This window comes from Rhodopseudomonas sp. BR0M22 (assembly GCF_010907035.1).
Taxonomy (GTDB): domain Bacteria; phylum Pseudomonadota; class Alphaproteobacteria; order Rhizobiales; family Xanthobacteraceae; genus Rhodopseudomonas.
In genome coordinates, this window is sequence record NZ_QUMK01000023.1 from 13,419 (window position 1) to 34,482 (window position 21,064).

Sequence of the window (21,064 nt, forward strand, 5' to 3'; positions counted from 1 at the left end):
GCGGGGCTGCGGCTGGTATGGGGTGATGCTAATTCAGCCGGCGGAAAGGCGCGCCTGTTAGATTGGCGGCGATGCTGAAGCGGGCGAGCAGCCGCAGACACCGAGGATCCTCCCTAATGAAATGGCTCTATCTTCTGATCGCGATCGTCGCCGAGGTCGTCGGCACGTCGGCGCTGAAGGCGTCGCAGGGGTTTACGGTACTGCTGCCGTCGGCGCTGGTTGTCGTCGGGTATGGCGCAGCGTTCTACTTTTTGTCGCTGACGTTGAGCAGCATCCCCGTCGGTATCGCCTATGCGCTGTGGTCCGGGATCGGGATCGTGCTGATCTCGGCGGTCGGGTGGCTGTGGTTCGGTCAGGCTTTGGACGTGGCGGCGATGATCGGTATCTCTTTCATCATCATCGGCGTCGGCATCATCAATTTTTTCTCGAACGTGTCGGCACATTAGGACAGCCGGTGTCGGCTTCAGGTCGCTGAGGCGGGCGCGGATAATTTTGGCATTGCATCGGTGTCTCGGCATCACCTCCCGCGCGAATGCGTCGCGCGCCCTTGCATCCTGATACCGCCGTCGCTGTATCCCGCTACTATTCGGTAGAAGGGTAGTTAGCCGCCCGCCGAGAATCGGAGCGCTGTTGCTTAGTTAGTAAGCAGGTTGCGGAGCGGGTCAAACTTTTGTCAGGATGGTGGCCGGCGTGGCGATGGCGCTAACTGGGCGGCGACCGTGCCCGGCCATTCGCTGGTGATCGTGGCGGCGGTTCGACCATACGAACTCGAGCGTTCGCTGTGCCATGCCGGCTCCGATTCGTTGATTGAATGCCCGGCGGCGGCGCGCGCGCAGCGGAGAAGGGCATCCGATGCTGTATCTCGTCACTCATTACTGGATCTGGCTGGTGGCGGCGTTCGTCGTCGGCGCGGTCACGCCGCTGCTCGCGGAGAAATTCGGCTGGGCGGCCGATCTCGAGAACTACTGGGTGAGCCGGGTCGGCGTGGTACTCGCGGTTGCGATGGTGCTGGTCGCCGCGCAGCTTGCCTCGGGTAAAGCCGAGCTGTTGCTGGAGGCCGGCGTCGGCCTGGTGATCGCTTACTTCGTCGGCGGCCTCGCCGGCGGCGTGGCGCCGGGGTTGTTGCCGGTGCGGTTCGAGGGCTGGTGGGTCGGTCTGTTCGCCACCGGCCTGATCCTGGCGGTGTTCGGCATCACCACGCTGCCGAAGCTGGAGCCGGATCTGCGCGAGCGCGTCGCCGAAGTGGTGAAGGACGCCGGGGCCGATCCGCTGAACTTCGACGTCGCCGGGCGTGACGTGCTGCTGCCGGCCGACGTCGGCAGCGACAAGTTGCGTGCCGCGCTGAGCGAGCAGATCGCCAAGGTGCCGGGTGTGCGACGCGTCGCCGATGTCGACGAACTGAGCGGCACGGCGCTGGCCGCCAAGACGGTGGCGAAGCTGCAGGCGGATGCGGAAGCCAAGGCCAAGGCGGAGGCCGAGGCCGCCGCGAAGGCCGCGGCCGCAAAGGAAGCCGAGGCGAAAGCTCTCGCCGCGATGGACGCCGCGCAGAGACGTGCCGCCAAGGCCAAGGCGGATGCCGAAGCGAAGGAAGCCGCCGCGAAGGCCGCCGCGGAAGCCGCGGCCAAGGAGGCGGCTGCGAAGGAGGCTTTGGCGAAGGAAGTTGCGGCCAAGGAAGCTGAAGCCAAGGAAGCCGCTGCGAAGCAGCAGGCTGCCGCAGAGGACGCTGCAAAGAAAGCCGCGGCCGATGAGGCCGCCAAGCAGCCGGCTGCCAAGCCCGCCGCTGCGCCGACGGCCGGGATCAAGACGGCGAGTGCCACCGGCGAGCTGCCGGTTGTCACGGCGCAGGATTGTCAGGGGCGAGTGTCGTCGCTGGTCGCGGCCGAGAAGATCAACTTCGAGCGCCGCAGCGCGGTGATCGACAAGGCGTCGCAGCCGCTGCTGGACAAGCTGGCCGCGGCGATCAAGCAGTGCCCGGCGGTGACCATCGAGGTCGCCGGTTATACCGATGGTGCTGGCAAGAAATCCGTCAACCTCGCGCTGTCGAAGCGCCGCGCCGAAGCGGTGGTGGCAAGCCTGACCAAGGCCGGGATCGGCTCGGTCAAGCTGGTGGCCGAGGGCTACGGTTCGGCCAAGCCGATCGCTGCCAACGCCACCGCCGAAGGCCGGGCGCAGAATCGGCGGATCGAATTCGTGGTGAAGTAACTCCCCCTCCAAGGTGCGTCACCCGACGGAAAAGCCCGCTGCGAGGCGGGCTTTTCTGCGCGTGTAAACTGCGGGGGCTGTTAGTTCTTCGAGTCATTCCGGGGCGCGAGCGCAGCTCGCGGGCCCGGAATCCCGAACTGGTAGCGACGGCCGGGTGCTCTACAGCTCCGGATTCCGGGTTCGCGCCTGGTGGCGCGCCCCGGAATGACGTGCTGGTGTTTCACCGATCGTCGTCGTGGAGCTGACCGGGTTTACACCGGATCCCAGTTGAAGATGTCGGCGGAGCGGTCGAGCTTGTAGAACGAACCCTTCAGCGCCGGCATGCCGTGCTCGGCGAGGCTTTCGCAGGTCCAGCCGCCGTCGCGGTGCACCGAGCGGATCGGGCGCGACTGGCCCATCAGGAAGATCTCGTTCATCCGGACGGCGAAGATCTGGCCGCTGACGTCCTTGGCGGCGTCGCCGAGCAGATACACCGACAGCGGCGCAATCTTCTCCGGGCCCATTTGCTGCATCCGTGCGACGCGGGCCTTCTCGGCCTCGGTCTCGGTCGGAATGGTGCCGATCAGGCGGCTCCAGGCGAACGGCGACACGCAGTTGGAGCGGACGTTGAAGCGGCTCATGTCGAGCGCGATCGACTTCGACAGGCCGACGATGCCGAGCTTGGCGGCGGCGTAGTTGGCCTGGCCGAAATTACCGATCAGGCCCGAGGTCGAGGTGAAGTGCACGAACGAGCCGCTCTCCTGCTCGCGGAACAGCCGGGCAGCAGCGTGGCTGACGTAGAACGTGCCCATCAGGTGCACCTTGATGACCTGCTCGAACGCGTCGATGCTCATGCGGTGGAAGATCGCATCGCGCAAGATGCCGGCGTTGTTCACCACGCCGTCGAGCTTGCCGTAGGTGTCGACCGCCTGCTTGACGATCTTGCTGGCGGGGATCGCTTCGGCGACGCTTTCGAAGTTCGCGACCGCGGTGCCGCCTTCCTTCTTGATTTCCTCGACGACCTGCTCGGCCGGGGCGGCGTCGGTGCCCGAGCCGTCGGAGGCGACGCCCGGATCGTTGACGACCACCTTGGCGCCTTCGCGCGCCGCGAGCAGCGCGATCTCGCGGCCGATGCCGCGCCCCGCGCCGGTGACGATGATGACTTTGCCGTCCAGTGCCTTGGCCATGTGATGTCCTGTTTGTTTGTTGTTCGTTGCTATCCGACGGTCATTCCGGGGCGCGCGCAGCGCGAACCCGGAATCCCGAGGTGTTCTGCTAGCGAGATTCCGGGTTCGCTCACGTCGTGAGCGCCCCGGAATGACGCCTCGTTATTTTCGCTGCGTCATGCGCGGGCTTGACTCGCCTGCGGGGCCGAAGCCCCTTCGGCGCGGCGTAGGCCCGCGCATCCATCTTCTTCGAGAGATGGATTGCCGGGTCAAGCCCGGCAATGACGTGGTGTGTTGCGGCTTGTGCCGAACTACTTCTCGTTGGTGAAGATGATCGTCCCCGACGCGGCGAACATGCCGCCGACGCCGTGGCAGACCGAGATCTTCGCGCCTTCCACCTGCGCGGGCGCGATGCCGCGCATTTGCCGGACGCTTTCCTGCAACGCGTACATGCCGTACATGCCCGAGTGCATGTAGGACAGGCCGCCGCCGTTGGTGTTGAGCGGCAGCTTGCCGCCGGGGCGGGTGTTGCCGTCGGCGATGAACTTTCCGGTTTCCTCATACGGCATGAAGCCGAGGTCGCCGAGGCCGAACAGCGGCAGGTGCGCGAACGCGTCGTAGATCATCAGATGATCGACGTCCTTGTGGCTGATGCCGGCCTCGCGGAACGCGGTCGGGCCCGCCACCTTGAAGGCGCGCGAGGAGTTGAAGGTCTCCATCTGGCTGACCATCGGGGTTTCCACGCTCTCGCCGGTGCCGAGCACATAGACCGGTTTGTGCGGGAAGTCCTTGGCACGATCGGCCGAGGTCATGATCAGCGCGCCGCCACCGTCGGTGACGAGGCAGCACTGCAGCAGCCGGAACGGATAGGCGATCATCCGCGAGTTGAGGACGTCCTCGACCGTGATCGGGTCCTTCATCATCGCGCGCGGGTTCTTCGCCGCCCATTCGCGCTGCGCCACCGCGACCGAGGCGATCTGCTCGTGGGTGATGCCGTAGGTCTTCATGAAGCGCAGCACCGGGATCGGGAACTGGCTCGGCGGCCCGTAGATGCCGTAGGGCGCTTCGAACTGGCCCTGCAGGCTGTCGGCCTGGAACGAGCGCGGCAGTTTGCCGATCATCGACTTGCCGCTCTCGGCGTGGGTGATCAGCACCGTCTTGCACAGCCCGGCCTCGATCGCCGCGGCGGCGTGGCGGACATGCAGCATGAACGAGCAGCCGCCGACCGAGGTGCCGTCGACCCAGGTCGGGGTGATGCCGAGATAGTGGGCGATCTGCTGCGGCGTCTCCACCGCGGTGGCGATGCCGTCGATGTCCGACAGCTTCAGCCCGGCGTCGGCGATCGCGTTGAGCGCGGCGTCGGCGTGGAGCTGGATCTGCGACATGTCGGGAATGACGCCGAGCTTGGTGGTTTCGGCGGCGCCGACGATAGCAACCTGATTGCGACGCATGGTGCTTACCCCTTCGCCGGACGGAATTGCGGAAGGGTGAGATTGTCGTCGATCTTCTGGAAGGTGACTTCCAGCTTCATGTCGAGTTCGAGCGCCTCCGGGGTCTGCGGACACTCCAGGATATTGCTCATCATCCGCGGGCCCTCTTCGAGCTCCACGACCGCGATGGCGTAGGGCTCGGTGAAGCCGGCCGCCAGCGGGCGGTGATTGATCACGTAGGAATACAGGGTGCCGTTGCCGGAGGCCTTGAACACGCTGACCTCGCGCGAGCCGCATTTCGGGCAGAAGGGGCGGGGCGGGAAGTACGCATGAGCGCAGGAATCGCAGCGCTGAAGCCGCAGTTCGCCTTGCTTGGCGCCGTCCCAGTAGTGCTGGGTTTCCGGAGTGATCTTGGGACGTGCGCGTGCGGGTTCAGCCATGTCTTAGTTTTCTCCCTGAGCTGGCTCGTGGGCCCATCGGTTGTGGCGTCTTGATGCGATATCGCTCCGCCAGCGTCAACACGCGCAGGGCGCGGAGCCGTGTGCAGGAATTGTATTCCGCAAAGCGGACAATTGGGCGGCGCGAGCGATGCGCTGCACGCGGAGCCGGAGCCGCCTTCGCCGCGGATGGCAAACCATCACTTTCCGCGCTACTGAATAATCCGATGATCCTCATGTACGATCGAGGCGCGCCACAGCGCGCGGCCGGTCGGCTCCCAGCGGAATGAACACTATGACCCGACATCCCACGCTCGCCGTCCTCGCGGCCGATCTCGAAGCCGGCCGCACCACCGCCCGCAAGCTGGTGGAGGACTGTCTGGCGAGGATCGACGATCCGGCCGGCGAAGGCGCGCGCGCCTTCATTCACGTCGACCGCGACGCGGCGTTGCAGGCAGCGGATGCGATGGACAGGCTGCGCGCCGCCAACGCGGCGCCGTCGCCGTTCGCCGGCATTCCGGTCTCGATCAAGGATCTGTTCGACATCAAGGGGCAGGTGACCCGCGCCGGATCGCGTGCGCTCGACGATAATCCGCCGGCCGATGCCGACGCGCCGACGGTCGCGCGGCTGCGGCGCGCAGGCTTTGTGGTGATCGGCCGCAGCAACATGACCGAGTTCGCCTATTCGGGCATCGGCATCAATCCGCATTACGGCACGCCGAAAGCCGCCTATCGCCGCGACGTCGGCCATGTGCCGGGCGGCTCGTCGTCGGGCGCCGCGGTGTCGGTCGCCGACGGCATGGCGCATGCCGGGCTCGGCACCGACACCGGTGGCTCGTGCCGGATTCCGGCGGCGTTCAACGGCATCGTCGGCTACAAGGCGTCGCAGGCCCGCGTGCCGCGCGACGGCGCGGTGCCGCTGTCGTTCTCGCTCGACTCGATCGGCCCGCTGGCGCGCAGCGTCGCCTGCTGCGCCGCGCTGGACGCGATCCTGGCCGACCAGCCGGTGGTGCCGCTGAGCCCGCGGTCGCTGAAGGGAATGCGGATCGCGGTCCCCTCCACGGTGGCGCTGGATGAACTCGACGCCGTCGTGAAGGCCGCATTCGACCGCGCGCTGACGACACTGTCCGGTCATGGCGTGATCGTCGAGCAGATCGAGGTGCCGGAGTTCAACGACGTCGCACCGCTGAGTGCGAAAGGTGGCCTGACCGCCGCCGAGAGCTACGCCTGGCACCGCTATCTGGTCGTCGCGCAGGGCGATGTCTACGATCCGCGGGTACGCGAGCGCATCCTGCGCGGCGAGACCCAGAGCGCCGCGGACTACATCGATATCGTGACCGCACGCAAATCGCTGATTGAACGCGCCACGGCGCGGCTGGCACCCTACGACGCGGTGGCGATGCCGACCACCGCGAACGCCGCGCCGACCATTGCCGAACTTGCCGACGACAAGGCGTTCACCAAGGCCAATCTGCTGGCCTTGCGCAACTGCACGTTGATCAACATGATCGACGGCTGTGCGATCTCGCTGCCGTGCCATCGGGACGGCGAGGCGCCGGTCGGGTTGATGCTGGCTGGCGTCAACGGTGCCGATCGCGACCTCTTCGAGGTCGCAGCCGGCGTCGAAGCAGTGATCCGTGGGTGATCGCATCATCGCGCGCGATTGCTGTTCGCCTGTCATTCCGGGGCACGCGCGTGGGCGCGTGAACCCGGAATCGCGAGGTTAAAGCGACAGGTCGCAGAACAGCTCGGGGTTCCGGGTTCGCGCTATGCGCGCCCCGGAACGACAGTGCTAGATGGCCAGGAGCCGCGACCTTACTCCTTCGCCTTCACCACGCTGAACGTGCCGTTGGCGCGAGCGCAGCGGGTGCCGTCGGCGGTGACGAAGCACTGCGCGACGCAGAGCTTGGCGCCGACCTTGATCACCTCCGGCTCGATCTGCAGCCATTGCCCGATCCCGGCGGGCCCGATGAAGTCGATCGCCAGCGACGCCGTCAGCAGCCGTCCGCTGCCGCCGAGCTTGAGGCCGCAGCTATAGCCCATCGCATTGTCGGCGAGTGCGGTAATCAATCCGCCATGGGCGAGACCGCGCGAATTGGTATGGCAATCGCGAAGCCGCAGCCCGAGCATCACCGCCTCCGTCGTTGTCTTCGCATACAGCGGCTCCCACGGCGCGGTGAGGGGGCTCGATCGGGTGTGGCGGACGAAGCCCGCGGGGACGTCGTCGGAGTTCGTCGTGTCGATTGGATCTATGTCGGTCGTCATCCTGCTCGTCGCTCGCTTCGCTGCATCGGCCACCGTTAGACCGCAGCGCCGCTTCGCCGGCAACGCCGACAAAGTTTGAAGCGAGGTTTGAGAGGGTGTTTGAAACGAGGCGACGTGACTCCATGCACCGTCATTCCGGGTTCGCGCCTGACGGCGCGCCCCGGAATGACGACTTTCCGGAGAAACTTCAGTACGGCAGGCCGACGTAGTTCTCCGCCAGCGAGGTGATCGCGGCCTTGGAGTTGACCAGGTAGTCGAGCTCGGCCGTCTGGATGCGCTGCGAGAAGCCGTCGTGATCGGGGAAGCGGTGGAGTTGCGAGGTCATCCACCAGGAGAACCGTTCCGCCTTCCACACCCGGCGCAGCGCGTTCGCCGAATAGGCGTCGATGCCGGCATCCGACTTCTCGGCGTAATATTCGCGCATGGCGCGCGATAGGTAGTACACGTCGCTGGCGGCGAGGTTGAGGCCCTTGGCGCCGGTCGGCGGCACGATGTGGGCGGCGTCGCCGGCGAGGAACAGCCGGCCGAACCGCATCGGCTCGGCGACGAACGAGCGTAGCGGCGCGATGCTCTTTTCGATCGACGGGCCGGTGACCAGCTTCGCGGCGGTCTCCGGATCGAGCCTGCTGCGGAGTTCGTCCCAGAACCGGTCGTCGCTCCATTCGGCGACGTCGTCGGTGAGCGGGCATTGCACGTAATAGCGGCTGCGGTGGGCCGAGCGCATCGAGCACAGCGCGAAGCCGCGGTCGTGGTTGACGTAGATCAGTTCCGGCGACACCGGCGGCGTGTCGGAGAGCAATCCGAGCCAGCCGAACGGATACACCCGCTCGAATGATTGCACCGCGCTGCCCGGCACGCTCTGCCGGCTGACGCCGTGGAAGCCGTCGCAGCCGGCGATGAAATCGCACACGATCTCGTGGGTGGTGCCGTCCTTGACGTAGCGCACCTTGGGATGGTCGCCTTCGAAATCGTGCAGGCTGACGTCGGCGGCGTCGTAGATCGTGGTCAGCCCGGCGTCCTTGCGCGCCTCCATCAGGTCGCGGGTGACCTCGGTCTGACCGTACACGGTGACGACCTTGCCGCCGGTCGAGCCCTTGAGATCGATGTGGTGGCGCTTGCCGGAGAACGCGATCTCGAAGCCGTCGTGCACCAGCGCTTCCTGGCGCAGCCGCGCGGACACGCCTGCCTCGTTGAGCAGGTCGACCATGCCCTGTTCCAGTACGCCGGCGCGAATCCGCGACAGCACGTAGTCCGGATCCTTGCGTTCCACGATGACGGCATCGATGCCGTATTTGTGCAGCAGCTGGCCGAGCAGCAGCCCGGACGGACCCGCGCCGATGATGGCCACTTGTGTCCGCATGGTCGTTCCCCCGATGATGTCGTCGCCTCGTTACGGGACCGTCACGGAGCCGTCTAGCCGCCGTCCGACATCTAGCAGCTATTACGCGGCGGTCACTTGCAATGATGGTTATAACCTATAACAATGCGGCCCAAAGGCCGATTGAAGCCGACATTAGGGAGTGAATCGCGATGAGGAAGACTCTGCTCGCGCTGCTGCTTGCCGCCAGCGTGACGCCAGCGCTCGCGCAGGACAAGACGGTCAATTGGAAAGTCTCGCTGTGGGTGCCGCCGGCGCATCCGCTGGTGCCGGCCACCAAGGCCTGGGCCGAGGACATCCAGAAGGCTTCCGGCGGCACCATCCGGATGACCGTGTTCCCGTCCGAACAGCTCGGCAAGGCGTTCGACCATTACGACATGGCGCGCGACGGCATCGCCGACGTCACCTACGTCAATCCCGGCTATCAGCCCGGCCGCTTCCCGATCGTCGCCGCTGGCCAGCTTCCGTTCGTGTTCAAGGACGGCAAGAAGGGCACGCTGGCGCTGAACGAGTGGTACCACAAATACGCCCCGACCGAGATGAAGGACACCAAGCTGTGCTTCGCCTTCATCCATGATCCGGGCGCGCTGCACGGCAAGAAGAAGGTGCTGCTGCCGTCCGATATGAGCGGCCTGAAGGTGCGGCCGGCGCAATCGACCATCGGCGAAATGGTGAAGCTGTTCGGCGGCACCAACGTGCAGGCCTCGGCGCCCGAATCGCGCGACGCGCTGGAGCGCGGCGTTGCCGACGAGATCACCTTCCCCTGGGGCTCGGTGTTCCTGTTCGGCATCGACAAGGTGGTCAAGTATCACATGGACGTACCGCTCTACACCACGGTGTTCACCTACAACATCGGGCTGAAGGCCTATAATGCGCTGTCGGACGCACAGAAGAAGATCATCGACGATCACTGCACGCCGGAATGGGCCTCCAAGGTCACCGACCCTTGGACCGATTTCGAAGCCAACGGCCGCACCAAGATGAAGGCGCTGCAGGACCACGAGGTCTATCCGCTGACCGACGCGCAGCTCGCCGAATGGAAGAAGGCGACCAAGCCGCTGCGCGACAGCTGGGCCGAGCAGGTCAAGAAGTCCGGCGGCGACCCAGCCGCCGTCGAAGCCGATCTGCAGAACGCGCTGAAGAAGTACGACGCAGGGTTGTGAGCCTCTCCGTAGTCATTCCGGGATGCGCGCATCGCGCGCAGACCCGGAATCTCGCGGCCGCACGATCGAGATTCCGGGTTCGCTCGCTACGCGAGCGCCCCGGAATGACTTTTTCAGTGTGATTGACGCAATACCAACGATCGAGCCCCGATGAGTTCTCCTCCCGACGACAAGCAGCCCGACCGGCTGCCCGGCGCCCTGACAACACGGCGTTTCTCCAAGAACGGCATGGATCGTTTCATCGACGTGATCGAGTGGATCGCGGCGTTCTTCGTCGGCATCGTCGCGCTGAACACGTTTCTCGCGGTGTTCATGCGCAAGTTCTTTTCGGTGACGATCCCGGATTACTACAATTTCGGGCAGTTCATGCTCGGCGTGCTGATCTTCTGGGGCATCGCCGCCACTTCCTACCGCGGCTCGCACATCACCGTGGATCTGGTGTGGGCGGCGGCGTCGCCGCGCTGGCAGCGGATCATCGACATCTTCGCCACTTTGGTGCTGCTGTTCGTCGTCAGCGTGCAGACCTACACGCTGTTCGACAAGGTGGTGACGACGCGTGCCGACCACATCGTCACCATGGATCTGCAGATCCCGATCTGGCCGTTCTATCTGGTGTCGTGGATCGGAGACGTCTCCGCCGTGCTGCTGATCGCGATTCGAACCTTCCGGCTGATCTTCCATCCGGAGCAGATGCGCGAAGTGCGCATGAAGCCGGTGGAGTAGCTAGCGATGCTGACCAACGAGACCGTAGCCGCCATCGGCTTCGTCAGCCTGTTTGTCCTGATGCTGCTGCGCGTGCCGGTCGGCATGGCGATGGGCCTCGTCGGCGTCACCGGGTTCGGCTATCTCACCGGCTTCGAACCGGCGCTGAAGCTGGTCGGCCAGACCACGATGCGCACCGTCACCGACTATTCGTTCGGCGTGATCCCGATGTTCCTGTTGATGGGCGCGTTCGTGTCGGCGTCCGGCATCAGCCGCGAGTTGTTCCGTGCCGGCAACACCATCGTGGGCCATTGGAAGGGCGGGCTCGGCATCGCCACCATCGCGGCCTGTGGCGGCTTCGCGGCGATCTCCGGCTCGTCGGTCGCGACCGCGGCGACGTTCTCGGCGGTGGCCTATCCGGAGATGCGGCGGTTCGGCTATCCGCAGTCGTTCTCGACCGGCGTCATCGCGGTCGGCGGCACGCTCGGGGCGATGCTGCCGCCGTCGACCGTGCTGGCGGTGTACGGCATCATCACCCAGCAGGACATCGGCAAGCTGTTCATCGCCGGCATCCTGCCGGGCCTGCTGGCGATCGTGATGCACATGATCACGATCTGGATCATCGGGGTGGCGCGGCCCGGCTTCCTGCCGGCGGGGCCGAAGAGTTCCTGGGGTGACCGCTTGGCCGCGTTCCGCGACGTGTGGTCGCCGCTGCTGCTGTTTCTGTTTGTGATCGGCGGGCTGTATGGCGGGTTCTTCATTCCGACCGAGGCCGGCGCGGTCGGCGCGGTCGGCGCGTTCCTGATCGGCATCCTGCGCGGCAAGCTCAACCGTGAGGGCATCCTGCAGTCGCTGCTGCAGGCGACCCGCACCGCGGCGGCGGTGTTCACCGTGCTGATCGGCGCGCTGTGCTTCGGCTATTTCCTCACCATCACCCAGACGCCGCAATACGTCACCGAATTCCTCACCGGCCTCGGCATCGGGCCCTACGGCGTGCTGGCGCTGATTTTGCTGATGTATCTGGTGCTCGGCTGCCTGATGGACGCGATGGCGATGGTGATCCTCACCGTGCCGATCGTATTCCCGGTGGTCACCGCGCTCGGCTTCGATCCGATCTGGTTCGGTATCATCATCGTGATGACGGTCGAGCTCGGCTTGATCCATCCGCCGGTCGGCATGAACGTGTTCGTGATCAAGAGCGTGATCAAGGACGTCAGCATGTCCACGGTGTTCGCCGGCGTGCTGCCGTTCGTCGTCACGGATTTGATCCGGCTGGTGATCCTGATCGCGTTCCCGATCATCGCGCTGTGGCTGCCGATGCGGATGATCGGGTAGTTCTAAAACCTCGTCATGGCCAGGCTCGTCCCGGCCATCCACGTCTTTGCTGATCATCGACGCCGCAAGACGTGGATGCCCGGCACAAGGCCGGGCATGACGACCACCGTGGATGTATGCGATGAAACCGACCCTCGAAACCAAATACGCCTTCACCATCACCGCGCGGATCGGCGAGGTGACCTCGGCTGGCGACATCGGCACCGGCGTGCGCCGGATCATTCCGATCCTCGACGGCGAGGTGAAGGGGGAGGGAATCAACGGCAAGGTGCTGCCGTTCGGTGCTGATTTTCAGATCATCCGGCCGAATGAGCTGATCGAGCTGGAAGCCAAATATGCCTTCGAGACCGACGACGGCGCGGTGGTTTATGTCGAAAATGTCGGCATCCGGTTCGGGCCGGTCGAACTCTTACAGAAGCTGAAGCGTGGCGAGCCGGTTGATCCGAAGCTGATCTATTTCCGCACCCGGCCGCGATTTGAGACCGGCCACCCGAATTATCAGTGGCTGATGCAGCATCTGTTCATCGGCTCCGCCGCCCGCCACGCCGACCGCGTCGTGATCGACGTGCATCAGGTGCTGTGAGGCCACCTTCCTAACCTCTCCCCGCCCTTTGCGGGGAGAGGTCGACCCGGCTTAGCGCAGCGGAGCCGGGGCGGGTGCGGGGCCTGGCACTGAGGTGCTACGGGAAAGACTCATCCGGTCGCTCCGGCGAGCCTTCCTATTATCACTGCGGATATGGATATGCAGTGCCAGGCCCCTCACCCCACCCCTCTCCCCGCAGAAGGGCGGGGAGAGGGAGTGCGCCTCGCAGGCGGCACTCCGCGCCACACCCGCCAATCCCAGCTTTTATGAGCCGGGGCCTGCTCTCGTTCCGCAATGCCGATTGACGCCGGCCTCAAGTGATCGTTATAGTCTATAACTATTCTGCACAGGACGTAATAAGTGCTCACAGGAAACGCTCAGGCCGCGACGCTCGCGGACCCGTCGACGCTTGTCGTCGATACCGTCGGCCCCGTGCTGACGATCGGTCTCAATCGCCCCAAGAAACGCAACGCCCTCAATGACGGGCTGATGGCGGCGCTGAAGGACTGCCTCACCGAGATTCCCGACGAGATCCGCGCGGTGGTGATCCACGGCATCGGCGATCACTTCTCGGCCGGCCTTGATCTCTCCGAGTTGCGTGAGCGCGACGCCACCGAGGGGCTGGTTCATTCCCAGACCTGGCATCGGGTGTTCGACAAGATCCAATACTGCCGGGTGCCGGTGATTGCGGCGCTGAAGGGCGCTGTGATCGGCGGCGGGCTCGAGCTTGCCTGCGCGGCGCACATCCGCGTCGCCGAGGCCTCCGCCTACTACGCGCTGCCGGAAGGCAGCCGCGGCATCTTCGTCGGCGGCGGCGGCTCGGTGCGACTGCCGCGGCTGATCGGCGTCGCGCGGATGGCCGACATGATGCTCACGGGCCGTGTGTATTCCGCCTCCGAAGGCGTCGTGCACGGCTTCTCGCAGTATCTGATCGACAACGGCTCGGCCTACGACAAGGCGCTGGAGCTCGGCAACCGCGTCGCGCAGAACGCGCCGCTGACTAATTTCGCGGTGCTGCAGGCGCTGCCGATGATCGCCGAGGCCAATCCGCAAACCGGCCTGTTGATGGAATCGCTGATGGCGACCGTGGCGCAGAGCGACCAGGAAGCCAAGAACCGTATTCGCGCTTTCCTCGATCACAAGACAGCCAAGGTTCGGCCGAGCTGAAACGGAGCCGTGATGGACGCCATGACCGATCCCATTGCATTCGCCGCTGCCGCCGGGCGCGAGTCAGCTCATCCGCTGCGCGACATCTCGTTCGGCGAGATCGGCATCGCCACCGAGCGCAAGCCGGACGGCACCATCTATGTGCGCTCGACTACCACGCTCACCGACTATCCGGTGCGGATCACCGACCGGCTGCATCACTTCGCTGAAACTGCACCGGACCGGGTGTTCATGGCGGAGCGCAACGGCGAGGGCGGCTGGCGCAAGATCAGCTATGCCGAGATGCTGCGCGCCGCGCAGACCATCGCCTCGGCTCTGATCGCGCGGGGATTGTCGGCCGAACGGCCGGTGATGATCCTGTCCGGCAATTCGATCGACCATGCGATGGTGATGTTCGGCGCGCTGTATGCCGGTGTCGCGATGTGTCCGGTGTCGCCGCCATATTCGCTGGTGTCCAAGGACTACGGCAAGCTGCGCCATATCGTCGGGTTGCTGACGCCGGGCCTGATCTTCGCCGACGACATCACGGCATTTGCACCCGCGATCCTCGCCACCGTGCCGGCCGATGTCGAGCTTGCCGCCACCCGGGGCAGCGTCGATGGCCGCAAGGTGACGTCGCTCGCCGAACTGCTGGCGACGCCGGAACATCCTGAGCTGGCCGCCAAGTACGAGGCGATCGGCCACGACACCATCGCCAAGTTTCTGCTGACCTCGGGATCGACCGGCAATCCCAAGGCGGTGATCAATACCCAGCGGATGATCTGCGCCAATCAGGTGATGATCCGCGAGGCGATGGCGTTCCTTAAGGATGAGCCGCCGGTGATCGTCGACTGGCTGCCGTGGAATCACACCTTCGGTGGCAACCACAATATCGGCCTGACGCTGTTCAACGGCGGCTCGATGTATATCGACGACGGCAAGCCGACGCCGGCCGGGATCGCCGCCACGATTCGTAATCTGCGCGAGGTCGCGCCGACGGTGTATTTCAACGTCCCCAAAGGCTACGAGTCGTTGCTGCCGGTGCTGCGTGAAGACCAGCAGCTCCGCAAACTATTCTTCAGCCGGCTGCACGCGATGTTCTTCTCCGGCGCCAGCCTTGCGGCGCACGTCTGGAGCGGGCTCGACGAGGTTGCGGTTCAGGAGACCGGCGCGCGGGTGCCGATGCTTACCGGTCTTGGCGCGACCGAGACGGCGCCGTTCTTCATGTCGGTGACGCCGCAGACATCGCGTTCGGGCCATGTCGGTCTTCCGGTGCCGGGCAACGAGGCCAAGCTGGTGCCGAACAACGGCAAGCTCGAAGTCCGCGCCAAGGGGCCGAACATCACGCCCGGCTACTGGCGAGCTTCGGAATTGACCGAGAAGGCGTTCGACGAGGAGGGCTTCTACAAGCTCAATGACGCGCTCAAGCCTGTCGATCCCGACGATCTCACGCGTGGCTTCGATTTCGACGGCCGGATCTCCGAGGACTTCAAGCTGGCCTCGGGCACCTGGGTCAGCGTCGGTCCGCTTCGCGCCAAGTTCATTGCAGCCTGCGCGCCGCTGGTTCGCGACGTGGTGATTGCCGGGCTCGACCGTGACTACGTCACCGCGCTCGCGATCCTCGATCCCGACGGCTGCAAGCTGATCAACGCCACGCTGCCGCTGGAAGACCTCGCCGCCATGGCGGCCGACCATCTGATCCGCGAAGCGTTCCGCGAGCGCCTCGCCACGCTGCTGACGCAGGCGACCGGCTCGTCGACCCGGATCACCCGCGCCGTGCTGCTCGGCGAGCCGCTGTCGATCGACAAAGGTGAGATCACTGACAAGGGCTCGGTCAACCAGCGCGCCGTGCTTGAATATCGCGCCGCTTTGATTGCCGACCTCTACGCCGACCCGCCGCCCGCGCAGGTGATCGCGCTGGAGTGAGGGCAATGGTCTCCGTCATTTCGGGGCGCGGACGCAGTCCGCGAACCCGGAATCCCGAGATGATCTGTGCAAGAGATTCCGGGTTCGCCGCTGCGCGGCGCCCCGGAATGACCAACTGAGAGCTAGGCGACTGTCGATGTTCACCAACCGCCGCGACGTGCAGATCCAGTGGGGTGGTTGCGACCCGGCGGATATTGTGTACTACCCGCGCTATTTTGCGATGTTCGACGACTCCACCTCGGCGCTGTTTGTTGCCGCCGGCTGTTCGAAGCGCGACCTGATCAAGGTCTATGGCTTGGTCGGGATTCCGATGGTCGACACCCGTGCCAAATTCTACATCCCGTCGACCTATGGCGACGTGATCAGCATCGAAAGCCGGATCGAGCGGTTCGGGCGCTCGAGTTTCGAGGTGCTGCACAAGGTGTTCAAGGGCGATGCGTTGGCGCTCGAAGGTTTCGAGACGGGGGTACTGGTCGGCCGCCATCCGGATGACCCAGGCCGGCTCAAGTCGGTGCCGGTGCCGGAGGAGGTGAAAGCCAAGTTCATGCGGGGCTGACTCGCCGCCGGTGATGCCGTAAACAGAACGACAAGATCGCGCCGAACACGGCCGATGCCATAACAGAGGGAGGAGGAGAACGTGACCAAGTTCAAGCTGTCCGCTGCGGCGATCGCCGTGGTCCTCGCGTTGCCGGGGCTTTCCGGCGCTGCGCGCGCCGAAACCAACGAAATTACCATCGGTATCACCGTCACCACCACCGGCCCGGCCGCGGCGCTCGGCATTCCGGAGCGCAACGCGCTCGAATTCGTGCCGAAGGAAATCGGCGGTCATCCGCTCAAGTTGATTGTGCTCGATGATGGCGGTGACCCGACGGCGGCCACCACCAACGCGCGTCGTTTCGTCACGGAGTCCAAGGCCGACGTGATCATGGGCTCGTCGGTGACGCCGCCGACCGTGGCGGTTTCCAACGTCGCCAACGAAGCGCAAGTCCCGCACATCGCGCTGGCGCCGCTGCCGATCACACCGGAGCGCGCCAAGTGGTCGGTGGCGATGCCGCAGCCGATCCCGATCATGGGCAAGGTGCTGTACGAGCACATGAAGCAGCACGGCATCAAGACCGTGGGCTATATCGGCTATTCGGATTCCTATGGCGACCTGTGGTTCAACGACCTGAAGAAGCAGGGCGAGGCGATGGGGCTGAAGATCGTCGCCGAAGAGCGGTTTGCGCGTCCCGATACGTCGGTCGCCGGCCAGGTGCTGAAGCTGGTCGCAGCCAATCCCGACGCAATCCTGGTCGGCGCCTCCGGCACCGCCGCGGCGCTGCCGCAGACCTCGTTGCGCGATCGCGGCTACAAGGGGCTGATCTATCAGACCCACGGCGCCGCTTCGATGGACTTCATCCGTATCGCCGGCAAGGCGGCCGAGGGCGTGATCATGGCGTCGGGTCCGGTGATGGATCCCGAGGATCAGGCCGACAGCGCGCTGACCAAGAAGCCGGGCCTCGAGCTGAACACGGCGTATGAAGCCAAGTACGGCCCGAACAGCCGCAGCCAGTTCGCCGCGCATTCGTTCGACGCCTTCAAGGTGCTCGAGCGGGTGGTGCCGGTGGCGCTGAAGACTGCCAAGCCGGGCACGCAGGAGTTCCGCGAAGCGATCCGCAAGGCGCTGATCACCGAGAAGGACATCGCGGCCAGCCAGGGCGTGTACAGCTTCACCGAGACCGATCGCTACGGCCTCGACGACCGCTCGCGGATTCTGCTGACCGTCAAGGACGGCAAGTACGTGATGGTAAAATAACCTCCACGTCGGCGGCGCCAGCCCCAATCTCCGCAAAGCCGGCCTCCGCACGAGGCCGGCTTTGTCTTTGGTCGGGCCCGTGTCTCTGCCACTTTAGCGTTGCGTTAAGGCTGCTGATTCGCATTGCGCCGAGTTAACGTGATCGGCGTGCAAGGTCTGGTAAAACCACCAGCATTGGGACCAATCGGCGTCGGCTTTGCCGCATAGCCGGGCGAGCGACCAGCGCGCGGAGCGATTGCATCTCCGGCGCGGTGCGCGCCGCAACGACGTTGACAGATGCCGAACCAGATCGTCACGCAGCGCGACGCCATCCGCTATACAGCGGGCAGAGTAGCCGTCACGGCCACGATTACGGCGCTCGTCACCATGATCTTTCTGATCTCCGACCTCGGCACCGATTGGAGTGCGACGGTCCAAGTCGGGGCGGTGGTGAAAGCCTCGATGATGGTCGCGCTCGGAGTATCGACCACATTGTCCGGTGCGATGGCGTATCGGTCGGCGCAACTGATGCGGCAATTGACCTCGACCCGGGCCGAACTGGTGCGGATGTCGCGCACCGATCTCTTGACCGGCCTCCTCAATCGGCGAGGCTTCGACGACGCTGCGTCGGCGCAACTGGCGCAGGCGAATTTCGCCGGGCAGCCGGTGGTGGCGATGATGTGCGACATCGACCGGTTCAAGGCGATCAACGATCTCTACGGCCACACTGTCGGCGATCGGGTGCTCGCCGAGATCGGCGGCATCCTGCGCGACTTCGCGGCGCCGCGCGGCATGCTGATTGCGCGGCATGGTGGCGAGGAATTCGCCGGCCTGATGGTCGGCGTCAGCGATCAGGAGGCGAGGGATTACGCGCTCGAGCTGTGCCGGCGCTGCGCCACCGAGGTCGTGTGCGACGGCCGCGAGGTGGCGGTGACGATGAGCTTCGGTTTGGCCAGCTATGACGCCGGCGGTCTATCGGCGCTGATGCGGCGCGCGGATCTGGCGCTGTATCGCGCCAAGGATCTCGGCCGCAATTGTGTGGTGCAGCTCGACAATGGCGACACGCCTACCGCGGTGCTGTCCGCGCCGTCAGGCGGGATGCGAGAAGCCGAGATAGCTGGCGACCACCGCCTCGTTGCGGGCAACCTCTGAGGCCGGGCCGTCGAGCACGAATTCGCCGAGCTCCATCACATAGGCGCGGTCGGCGATTCCGAGCGCCGCCTTGGCATTCTGTTCCACCAGCAGCACCGACACGCCGGCTTCGCGCAGTTCGCCGACGATGCGGAAGATGTCGGCGACGATGATCGGCGCGAGGCCGAGGCTCGGCTCGTCGAGCATCAACAGCTTCGGCGCCCCCATCAGCGCGCGGCCCATCGCCAGCATCTGCTGCTCGCCGCCGCTCAATGTGCCGGCGAGCTGCTTGCGCCGTTCCTTCAGCCGCGGAAACAGACCGTAGACGCGCTCCTGCGACTGCGCCGCGATGCTCTTGGCAATCCGGAACGCGCCGAGTTCGAGATTGTCCTCGACCGTCATGGTGGCGAACAGTTCGCGATGCTCGGGCACCAGCGACAGCCCGGCGGCGACGCGGTCCTCGATGTCGAGCCGCGCGACGTCGATGCCGTCGAAAGTGACGCGGCCCTTCAGCGGCAGTACACCCATCGCGGCGCTGAGCAGGGTGGTCTTGCCGGCGCCGTTGGCGCCGACCACGGTGACGATCTCGCGCGTCCGCACCTCGAGCGACACGTTCCGCACCGCCTCGACCTTGCCGTAGGACACCGAGACGCCGGACACCGAAAGCAGGGCGGTCATGCCAGCGCTCCGAGATAGGCTTTGATCACGTCCGGATTGGTCTTGATCGCGTCGGGCGTGCCTTCGGCGATCCGTGTGCCGAAGTCGAGCACGACGATGCGGTCTGCGAGGTCCATCACGAACCCCATGTCGTGTTCGACCAGCAGCACCGACATGCCGCTGTCCTTGAGCTGACGCAGCAGCGCGGCGAGCCGCTGCTTTTCCATGTGGCGCAGGCCGGCGGCCGGCTCGTCGAGAAGCAGAAGCTCCGGATCCGCGCACAGCGCGCGGGCTATCTCGACGACGCGCTGCTGGCCGAGCGAGAGCGAACCCGCGAGCTGATCGATTTCGGCACCGAGCCCGACGCGCTCGATCTGGCGGGCGGCTTCGGCGAGCAGCTTGGCTTCATCGCCCCGGTCGAACCGCAGCATGCTGGCGACCGCGCTGGAGCGGCCGCGCAAGTGGGCTCCGATCGCGACGTTCTCCAGCACGGTCATGTCCGGCACCAGCTTGACGTGCTGGAAGGTGCGGGCGATGCCGAGCTTCACCACCTCCTGCGGAGGAGTGTTGTCGACCGGTTTGCCGTGCACTTCGATCCGGCCGCCGGTGGTGGTGAGGATGCCCGTGATCAGGTTGAAGGTGGTCGACTTGCCGGCGCCGTTCGGGCCGATCAGCGCCACAATCTCGGCCGCATTGACCTCGAACGACACGTCGTTGACTGCAACCACGCCGCCGAACTGTTTTCGCGCGCGTTCGACCTTCAGCAGCGGTGCCGCGGTGCTGCCGCCGACCCGTTCACGCGCCGGCAGGCCGCCCGCATTGCGGGTGACGGTGCGCCGGAATTTCAGCGGCACCAGATTGGCGAGCCACGGCCACACTCCGCCGGGCGCGAGCTGCAGCAGCACCACCAGCAGGATGCCGAACACGATGATCTCGAGTTGGCCCTGGCCGCCGAACAGCAGCGGCAGATAGCCCTGCAGCACTTCCTTCAGGATGATCACGATTGCGGCGCCGAGCACGCCGCCCCAGACATAGCCTGCGCCGCCGACCACGGCGATGAACAGATACTCGATGCCGGCCTGCGGACCGAACGGAGTCGGATTCACGTTGCGCTGGAAATGCGCGTACAGCCAGCCGGACAGGCCGGCGAGCACCGCCGCATAGATGAACACCAGCAGCTTGGCCCGCGCGGTCTGCACGCCGAAGGCTTCGGCGGCGACATGGCCGCGGCGCAGTGCGCGGATGGCGCGGCCGGTGCGGCTGTCGAGCAGGTTCATGGTCAGCACCGCGCTGATCAGCACCATCGCCCAGATCACGAAATAGATCGTGTCCGGATCGAACATCTCGACCGAGCCGATCGACAGCGGCGGAATCCGCGAGATGCCGTCGTTGCGGCCGAGGAAATCGAGCTTGCTGAACAGATAGTACAGCGCGATGCCCCAGGCGATGGTGCCGAGCGGCAGATAATGGCCTGAGAGCCGGACCGTCATCAGCCCGAGCAGCACTGCGGCGATGCCGGCGACCACCAGCGAGGCCGGCAGCGCCAGCCACGGCGAGATGCCGTAGACGGTGGTGATGTAGGCGGTGGTGTAGGCGCCGAAGCCGCAGAACGCAGCCTGGCCGAACGAGGTCAACCCGCCGACGCCGGTGAGCAGCACCAGCCCCATCGCCACCAGCGCGGCGAGGCCGATATTGTCGAGCAGCACGATCCAGAACGGCGGGATGCCAGGGATCAGCGGCAGCGCCGTCATCACGGCGGCGAACAGCAGGATCGGAAGCCAACGCGGCAT

At 65.5% G+C, this 21,064-nt stretch carries 19 protein-coding genes; 12 read left to right on the plus strand and 7 right to left on the minus strand.

Annotated features, from left to right (window positions below; translation table 11 throughout):
* Positions 1–116 precede the first annotated feature (116 nt).
* Together DY468_RS09675 and DY468_RS09680 are read left to right on the plus strand one after the other, a co-directional pair.
* A complete protein-coding gene (locus DY468_RS09675) occupies positions 117–446 on the plus strand; it encodes a DMT family transporter (protein ID WP_164604644.1) in 330 nt (109 codons plus the stop codon).
* 406 nt (positions 447–852) lie between these two features.
* Positions 853–2,202, plus strand: coding sequence for an OmpA family protein (locus DY468_RS09680; protein ID WP_164604604.1), 1,350 nt, complete (start codon positions 853–855; stop codon positions 2,200–2,202).
* Positions 2,203–2,453: 251 nt separating this feature from the next.
* Here DY468_RS09680 and DY468_RS09685 read toward each other — a convergent pair whose 3' ends face one another.
* The 3 genes from DY468_RS09685 to DY468_RS09695 all read right to left on the minus strand — a co-directional run bounded on the left by DY468_RS09685 (position 2,454) and on the right by DY468_RS09695 (position 5,217).
* Positions 2,454–3,368, minus strand: coding sequence for an SDR family NAD(P)-dependent oxidoreductase (locus DY468_RS09685; RefSeq protein WP_164604605.1), 915 nt, complete (start codon positions 3,366–3,368; stop codon positions 2,454–2,456).
* Positions 3,369–3,658: 290 nt separating this feature from the next.
* Positions 3,659–4,798 (minus strand): thiolase C-terminal domain-containing protein, encoded by a 1,140-nt coding sequence (locus DY468_RS09690; protein ID WP_164604606.1) that lies wholly within the window; start codon positions 4,796–4,798, stop codon positions 3,659–3,661.
* Positions 4,799–4,803: 5 nt separating this feature from the next.
* Positions 4,804–5,217, minus strand: a complete 414-nt coding sequence (locus DY468_RS09695) for a Zn-ribbon domain-containing OB-fold protein (protein ID WP_013503432.1) — start codon at positions 5,215–5,217, stop codon at positions 4,804–4,806.
* Positions 5,218–5,509: 292 nt separating this feature from the next.
* Between DY468_RS09695 and DY468_RS09700 the strand changes: the two genes are divergently transcribed.
* A complete protein-coding gene (locus tag DY468_RS09700) occupies positions 5,510–6,859 on the plus strand; it encodes an amidase (RefSeq protein WP_164604607.1) in 1,350 nt (449 codons plus the stop codon).
* Between the two features lie 170 nt (positions 6,860–7,029).
* On the opposite strand, the gene DY468_RS09705 is transcribed toward DY468_RS09700, so the two are convergent.
* Together DY468_RS09705 and pobA are read right to left on the minus strand one after the other, a co-directional pair.
* Positions 7,030–7,479, minus strand: a complete 450-nt coding sequence (locus tag DY468_RS09705; protein ID WP_164604608.1) for a PaaI family thioesterase — start codon at positions 7,477–7,479, stop codon at positions 7,030–7,032.
* 187 nt (positions 7,480–7,666) lie between these two features.
* Entirely contained in the window at positions 7,667–8,839 is a 1,173-nt protein-coding gene (pobA, locus tag DY468_RS09710; RefSeq protein WP_164604609.1) for a 4-hydroxybenzoate 3-monooxygenase, read from the minus strand.
* 170 nt (positions 8,840–9,009) lie between these two features.
* Here pobA and DY468_RS09715 point away from each other — a divergent pair, with 170 nt between their 5' ends.
* From DY468_RS09715 to DY468_RS09755, 9 genes are all read left to right on the plus strand, one after another.
* Positions 9,010–10,020 carry a TRAP transporter substrate-binding protein gene (locus tag DY468_RS09715; RefSeq protein WP_164604610.1) on the plus strand — a complete coding sequence of 337 codons (1,011 nt, stop codon included), beginning with the start codon at positions 9,010–9,012 and terminating at the stop codon, positions 10,018–10,020.
* A gap of 228 nt (positions 10,021–10,248) precedes the next feature.
* Positions 10,249–10,743, plus strand: coding sequence for a TRAP transporter small permease (locus DY468_RS09720; protein WP_110784820.1), 495 nt, complete (start codon positions 10,249–10,251; stop codon positions 10,741–10,743).
* Between the two features lie 6 nt (positions 10,744–10,749).
* A complete protein-coding gene (locus DY468_RS09725) occupies positions 10,750–12,057 on the plus strand; it encodes a TRAP transporter large permease (protein ID WP_502706218.1) in 1,308 nt (435 codons plus the stop codon).
* A gap of 121 nt (positions 12,058–12,178) precedes the next feature.
* Positions 12,179–12,640 (plus strand): DUF3237 domain-containing protein, encoded by a 462-nt coding sequence (locus DY468_RS09730; protein WP_164604611.1) that lies wholly within the window; start codon positions 12,179–12,181, stop codon positions 12,638–12,640.
* Positions 12,641–13,000: 360 nt separating this feature from the next.
* Positions 13,001–13,807 (plus strand): crotonase/enoyl-CoA hydratase family protein, encoded by an 807-nt coding sequence (locus tag DY468_RS09735; protein WP_164604612.1) that lies wholly within the window; start codon positions 13,001–13,003, stop codon positions 13,805–13,807.
* A gap of 12 nt (positions 13,808–13,819) precedes the next feature.
* On the plus strand, positions 13,820–15,712 hold the full coding sequence (locus DY468_RS09740) for a feruloyl-CoA synthase (protein ID WP_164604613.1): 1,893 nt from the start codon (positions 13,820–13,822) through the stop codon (positions 15,710–15,712).
* 136 nt (positions 15,713–15,848) lie between these two features.
* Positions 15,849–16,268 carry an acyl-CoA thioesterase gene (locus tag DY468_RS09745; RefSeq protein ID WP_164604614.1) on the plus strand — a complete coding sequence of 140 codons (420 nt, stop codon included), beginning with the start codon at positions 15,849–15,851 and terminating at the stop codon, positions 16,266–16,268.
* An 81-nt stretch (positions 16,269–16,349) separates the two neighbouring features.
* Complete coding sequence (locus DY468_RS09750) at positions 16,350–17,507, plus strand: ABC transporter substrate-binding protein (RefSeq protein WP_164604615.1); 1,158 nt, start codon at positions 16,350–16,352, stop codon at positions 17,505–17,507.
* 276 nt (positions 17,508–17,783) lie between these two features.
* Positions 17,784–18,638 (plus strand): GGDEF domain-containing protein, encoded by an 855-nt coding sequence (locus tag DY468_RS09755; RefSeq protein WP_164604616.1) that lies wholly within the window; start codon positions 17,784–17,786, stop codon positions 18,636–18,638.
* Here DY468_RS09755 and DY468_RS09760 read toward each other — a convergent pair.
* Positions 18,576–19,295, minus strand: a complete 720-nt coding sequence (locus tag DY468_RS09760) for an ABC transporter ATP-binding protein (RefSeq protein ID WP_164604617.1) — start codon at positions 19,293–19,295, stop codon at positions 18,576–18,578. The two genes, DY468_RS09755 and DY468_RS09760, sit on opposite strands and share 63 nt — an antisense overlap.
* Positions 19,292–21,064, minus strand: coding sequence for a branched-chain amino acid ABC transporter ATP-binding protein/permease (locus DY468_RS09765; protein WP_164604618.1), 1,773 nt, complete (start codon positions 21,062–21,064; stop codon positions 19,292–19,294). Before DY468_RS09765 ends, DY468_RS09760 begins: the two co-directional genes overlap by 4 nt.

Excerpts from the sequence above, each read along its gene's own strand:
- DY468_RS09675 (WP_164604644.1), top strand. The coding sequence starts at position 117 with ATGAAATGGCTCTATCTTCTGATCGCGATCGTCGCCGAGGTCGTCGGC.
- DY468_RS09680 (WP_164604604.1), top strand. The coding sequence starts at position 853 with ATGCTGTATCTCGTCACTCATTACTGGATCTGGCTGGTGGCGGCGTTC.
- DY468_RS09685 (WP_164604605.1), bottom strand. The coding sequence starts at position 3,368 with ATGGCCAAGGCACTGGACGGCAAAGTCATCATCGTCACCGGCGCGGGG.
- DY468_RS09690 (WP_164604606.1), bottom strand. The coding sequence starts at position 4,798 with ATGCGTCGCAATCAGGTTGCTATCGTCGGCGCCGCCGAAACCACCAAG.
- DY468_RS09695 (WP_013503432.1), bottom strand. The coding sequence starts at position 5,217 with ATGGCTGAACCCGCACGCGCACGTCCCAAGATCACTCCGGAAACCCAG.
- DY468_RS09700 (WP_164604607.1), top strand. The coding sequence starts at position 5,510 with ATGACCCGACATCCCACGCTCGCCGTCCTCGCGGCCGATCTCGAAGCC.
- DY468_RS09705 (WP_164604608.1), bottom strand. The coding sequence starts at position 7,479 with ATGACGACCGACATAGATCCAATCGACACGACGAACTCCGACGACGTC.
- pobA (WP_164604609.1), bottom strand. The coding sequence starts at position 8,839 with ATGCGGACACAAGTGGCCATCATCGGCGCGGGTCCGTCCGGGCTGCTG.
- DY468_RS09715 (WP_164604610.1), top strand. The coding sequence starts at position 9,010 with ATGAGGAAGACTCTGCTCGCGCTGCTGCTTGCCGCCAGCGTGACGCCA.
- DY468_RS09720 (WP_110784820.1), top strand. The coding sequence starts at position 10,249 with ATGGATCGTTTCATCGACGTGATCGAGTGGATCGCGGCGTTCTTCGTC.
- DY468_RS09725 (WP_502706218.1), top strand. The coding sequence starts at position 10,750 with ATGCTGACCAACGAGACCGTAGCCGCCATCGGCTTCGTCAGCCTGTTT.
- DY468_RS09730 (WP_164604611.1), top strand. The coding sequence starts at position 12,179 with ATGAAACCGACCCTCGAAACCAAATACGCCTTCACCATCACCGCGCGG.
- DY468_RS09740 (WP_164604613.1), top strand. The coding sequence starts at position 13,820 with ATGGACGCCATGACCGATCCCATTGCATTCGCCGCTGCCGCCGGGCGC.
- DY468_RS09745 (WP_164604614.1), top strand. The coding sequence starts at position 15,849 with ATGTTCACCAACCGCCGCGACGTGCAGATCCAGTGGGGTGGTTGCGAC.
- DY468_RS09755 (WP_164604616.1), top strand. The coding sequence starts at position 17,784 with ATGCCGAACCAGATCGTCACGCAGCGCGACGCCATCCGCTATACAGCG.
- DY468_RS09760 (WP_164604617.1), bottom strand. The coding sequence starts at position 19,295 with ATGACCGCCCTGCTTTCGGTGTCCGGCGTCTCGGTGTCCTACGGCAAG.
- DY468_RS09765 (WP_164604618.1), bottom strand. The coding sequence starts at position 21,064 with ATGCCGCGTTGGCTTCCGATCCTGCTGTTCGCCGCCGTGATGACGGCG.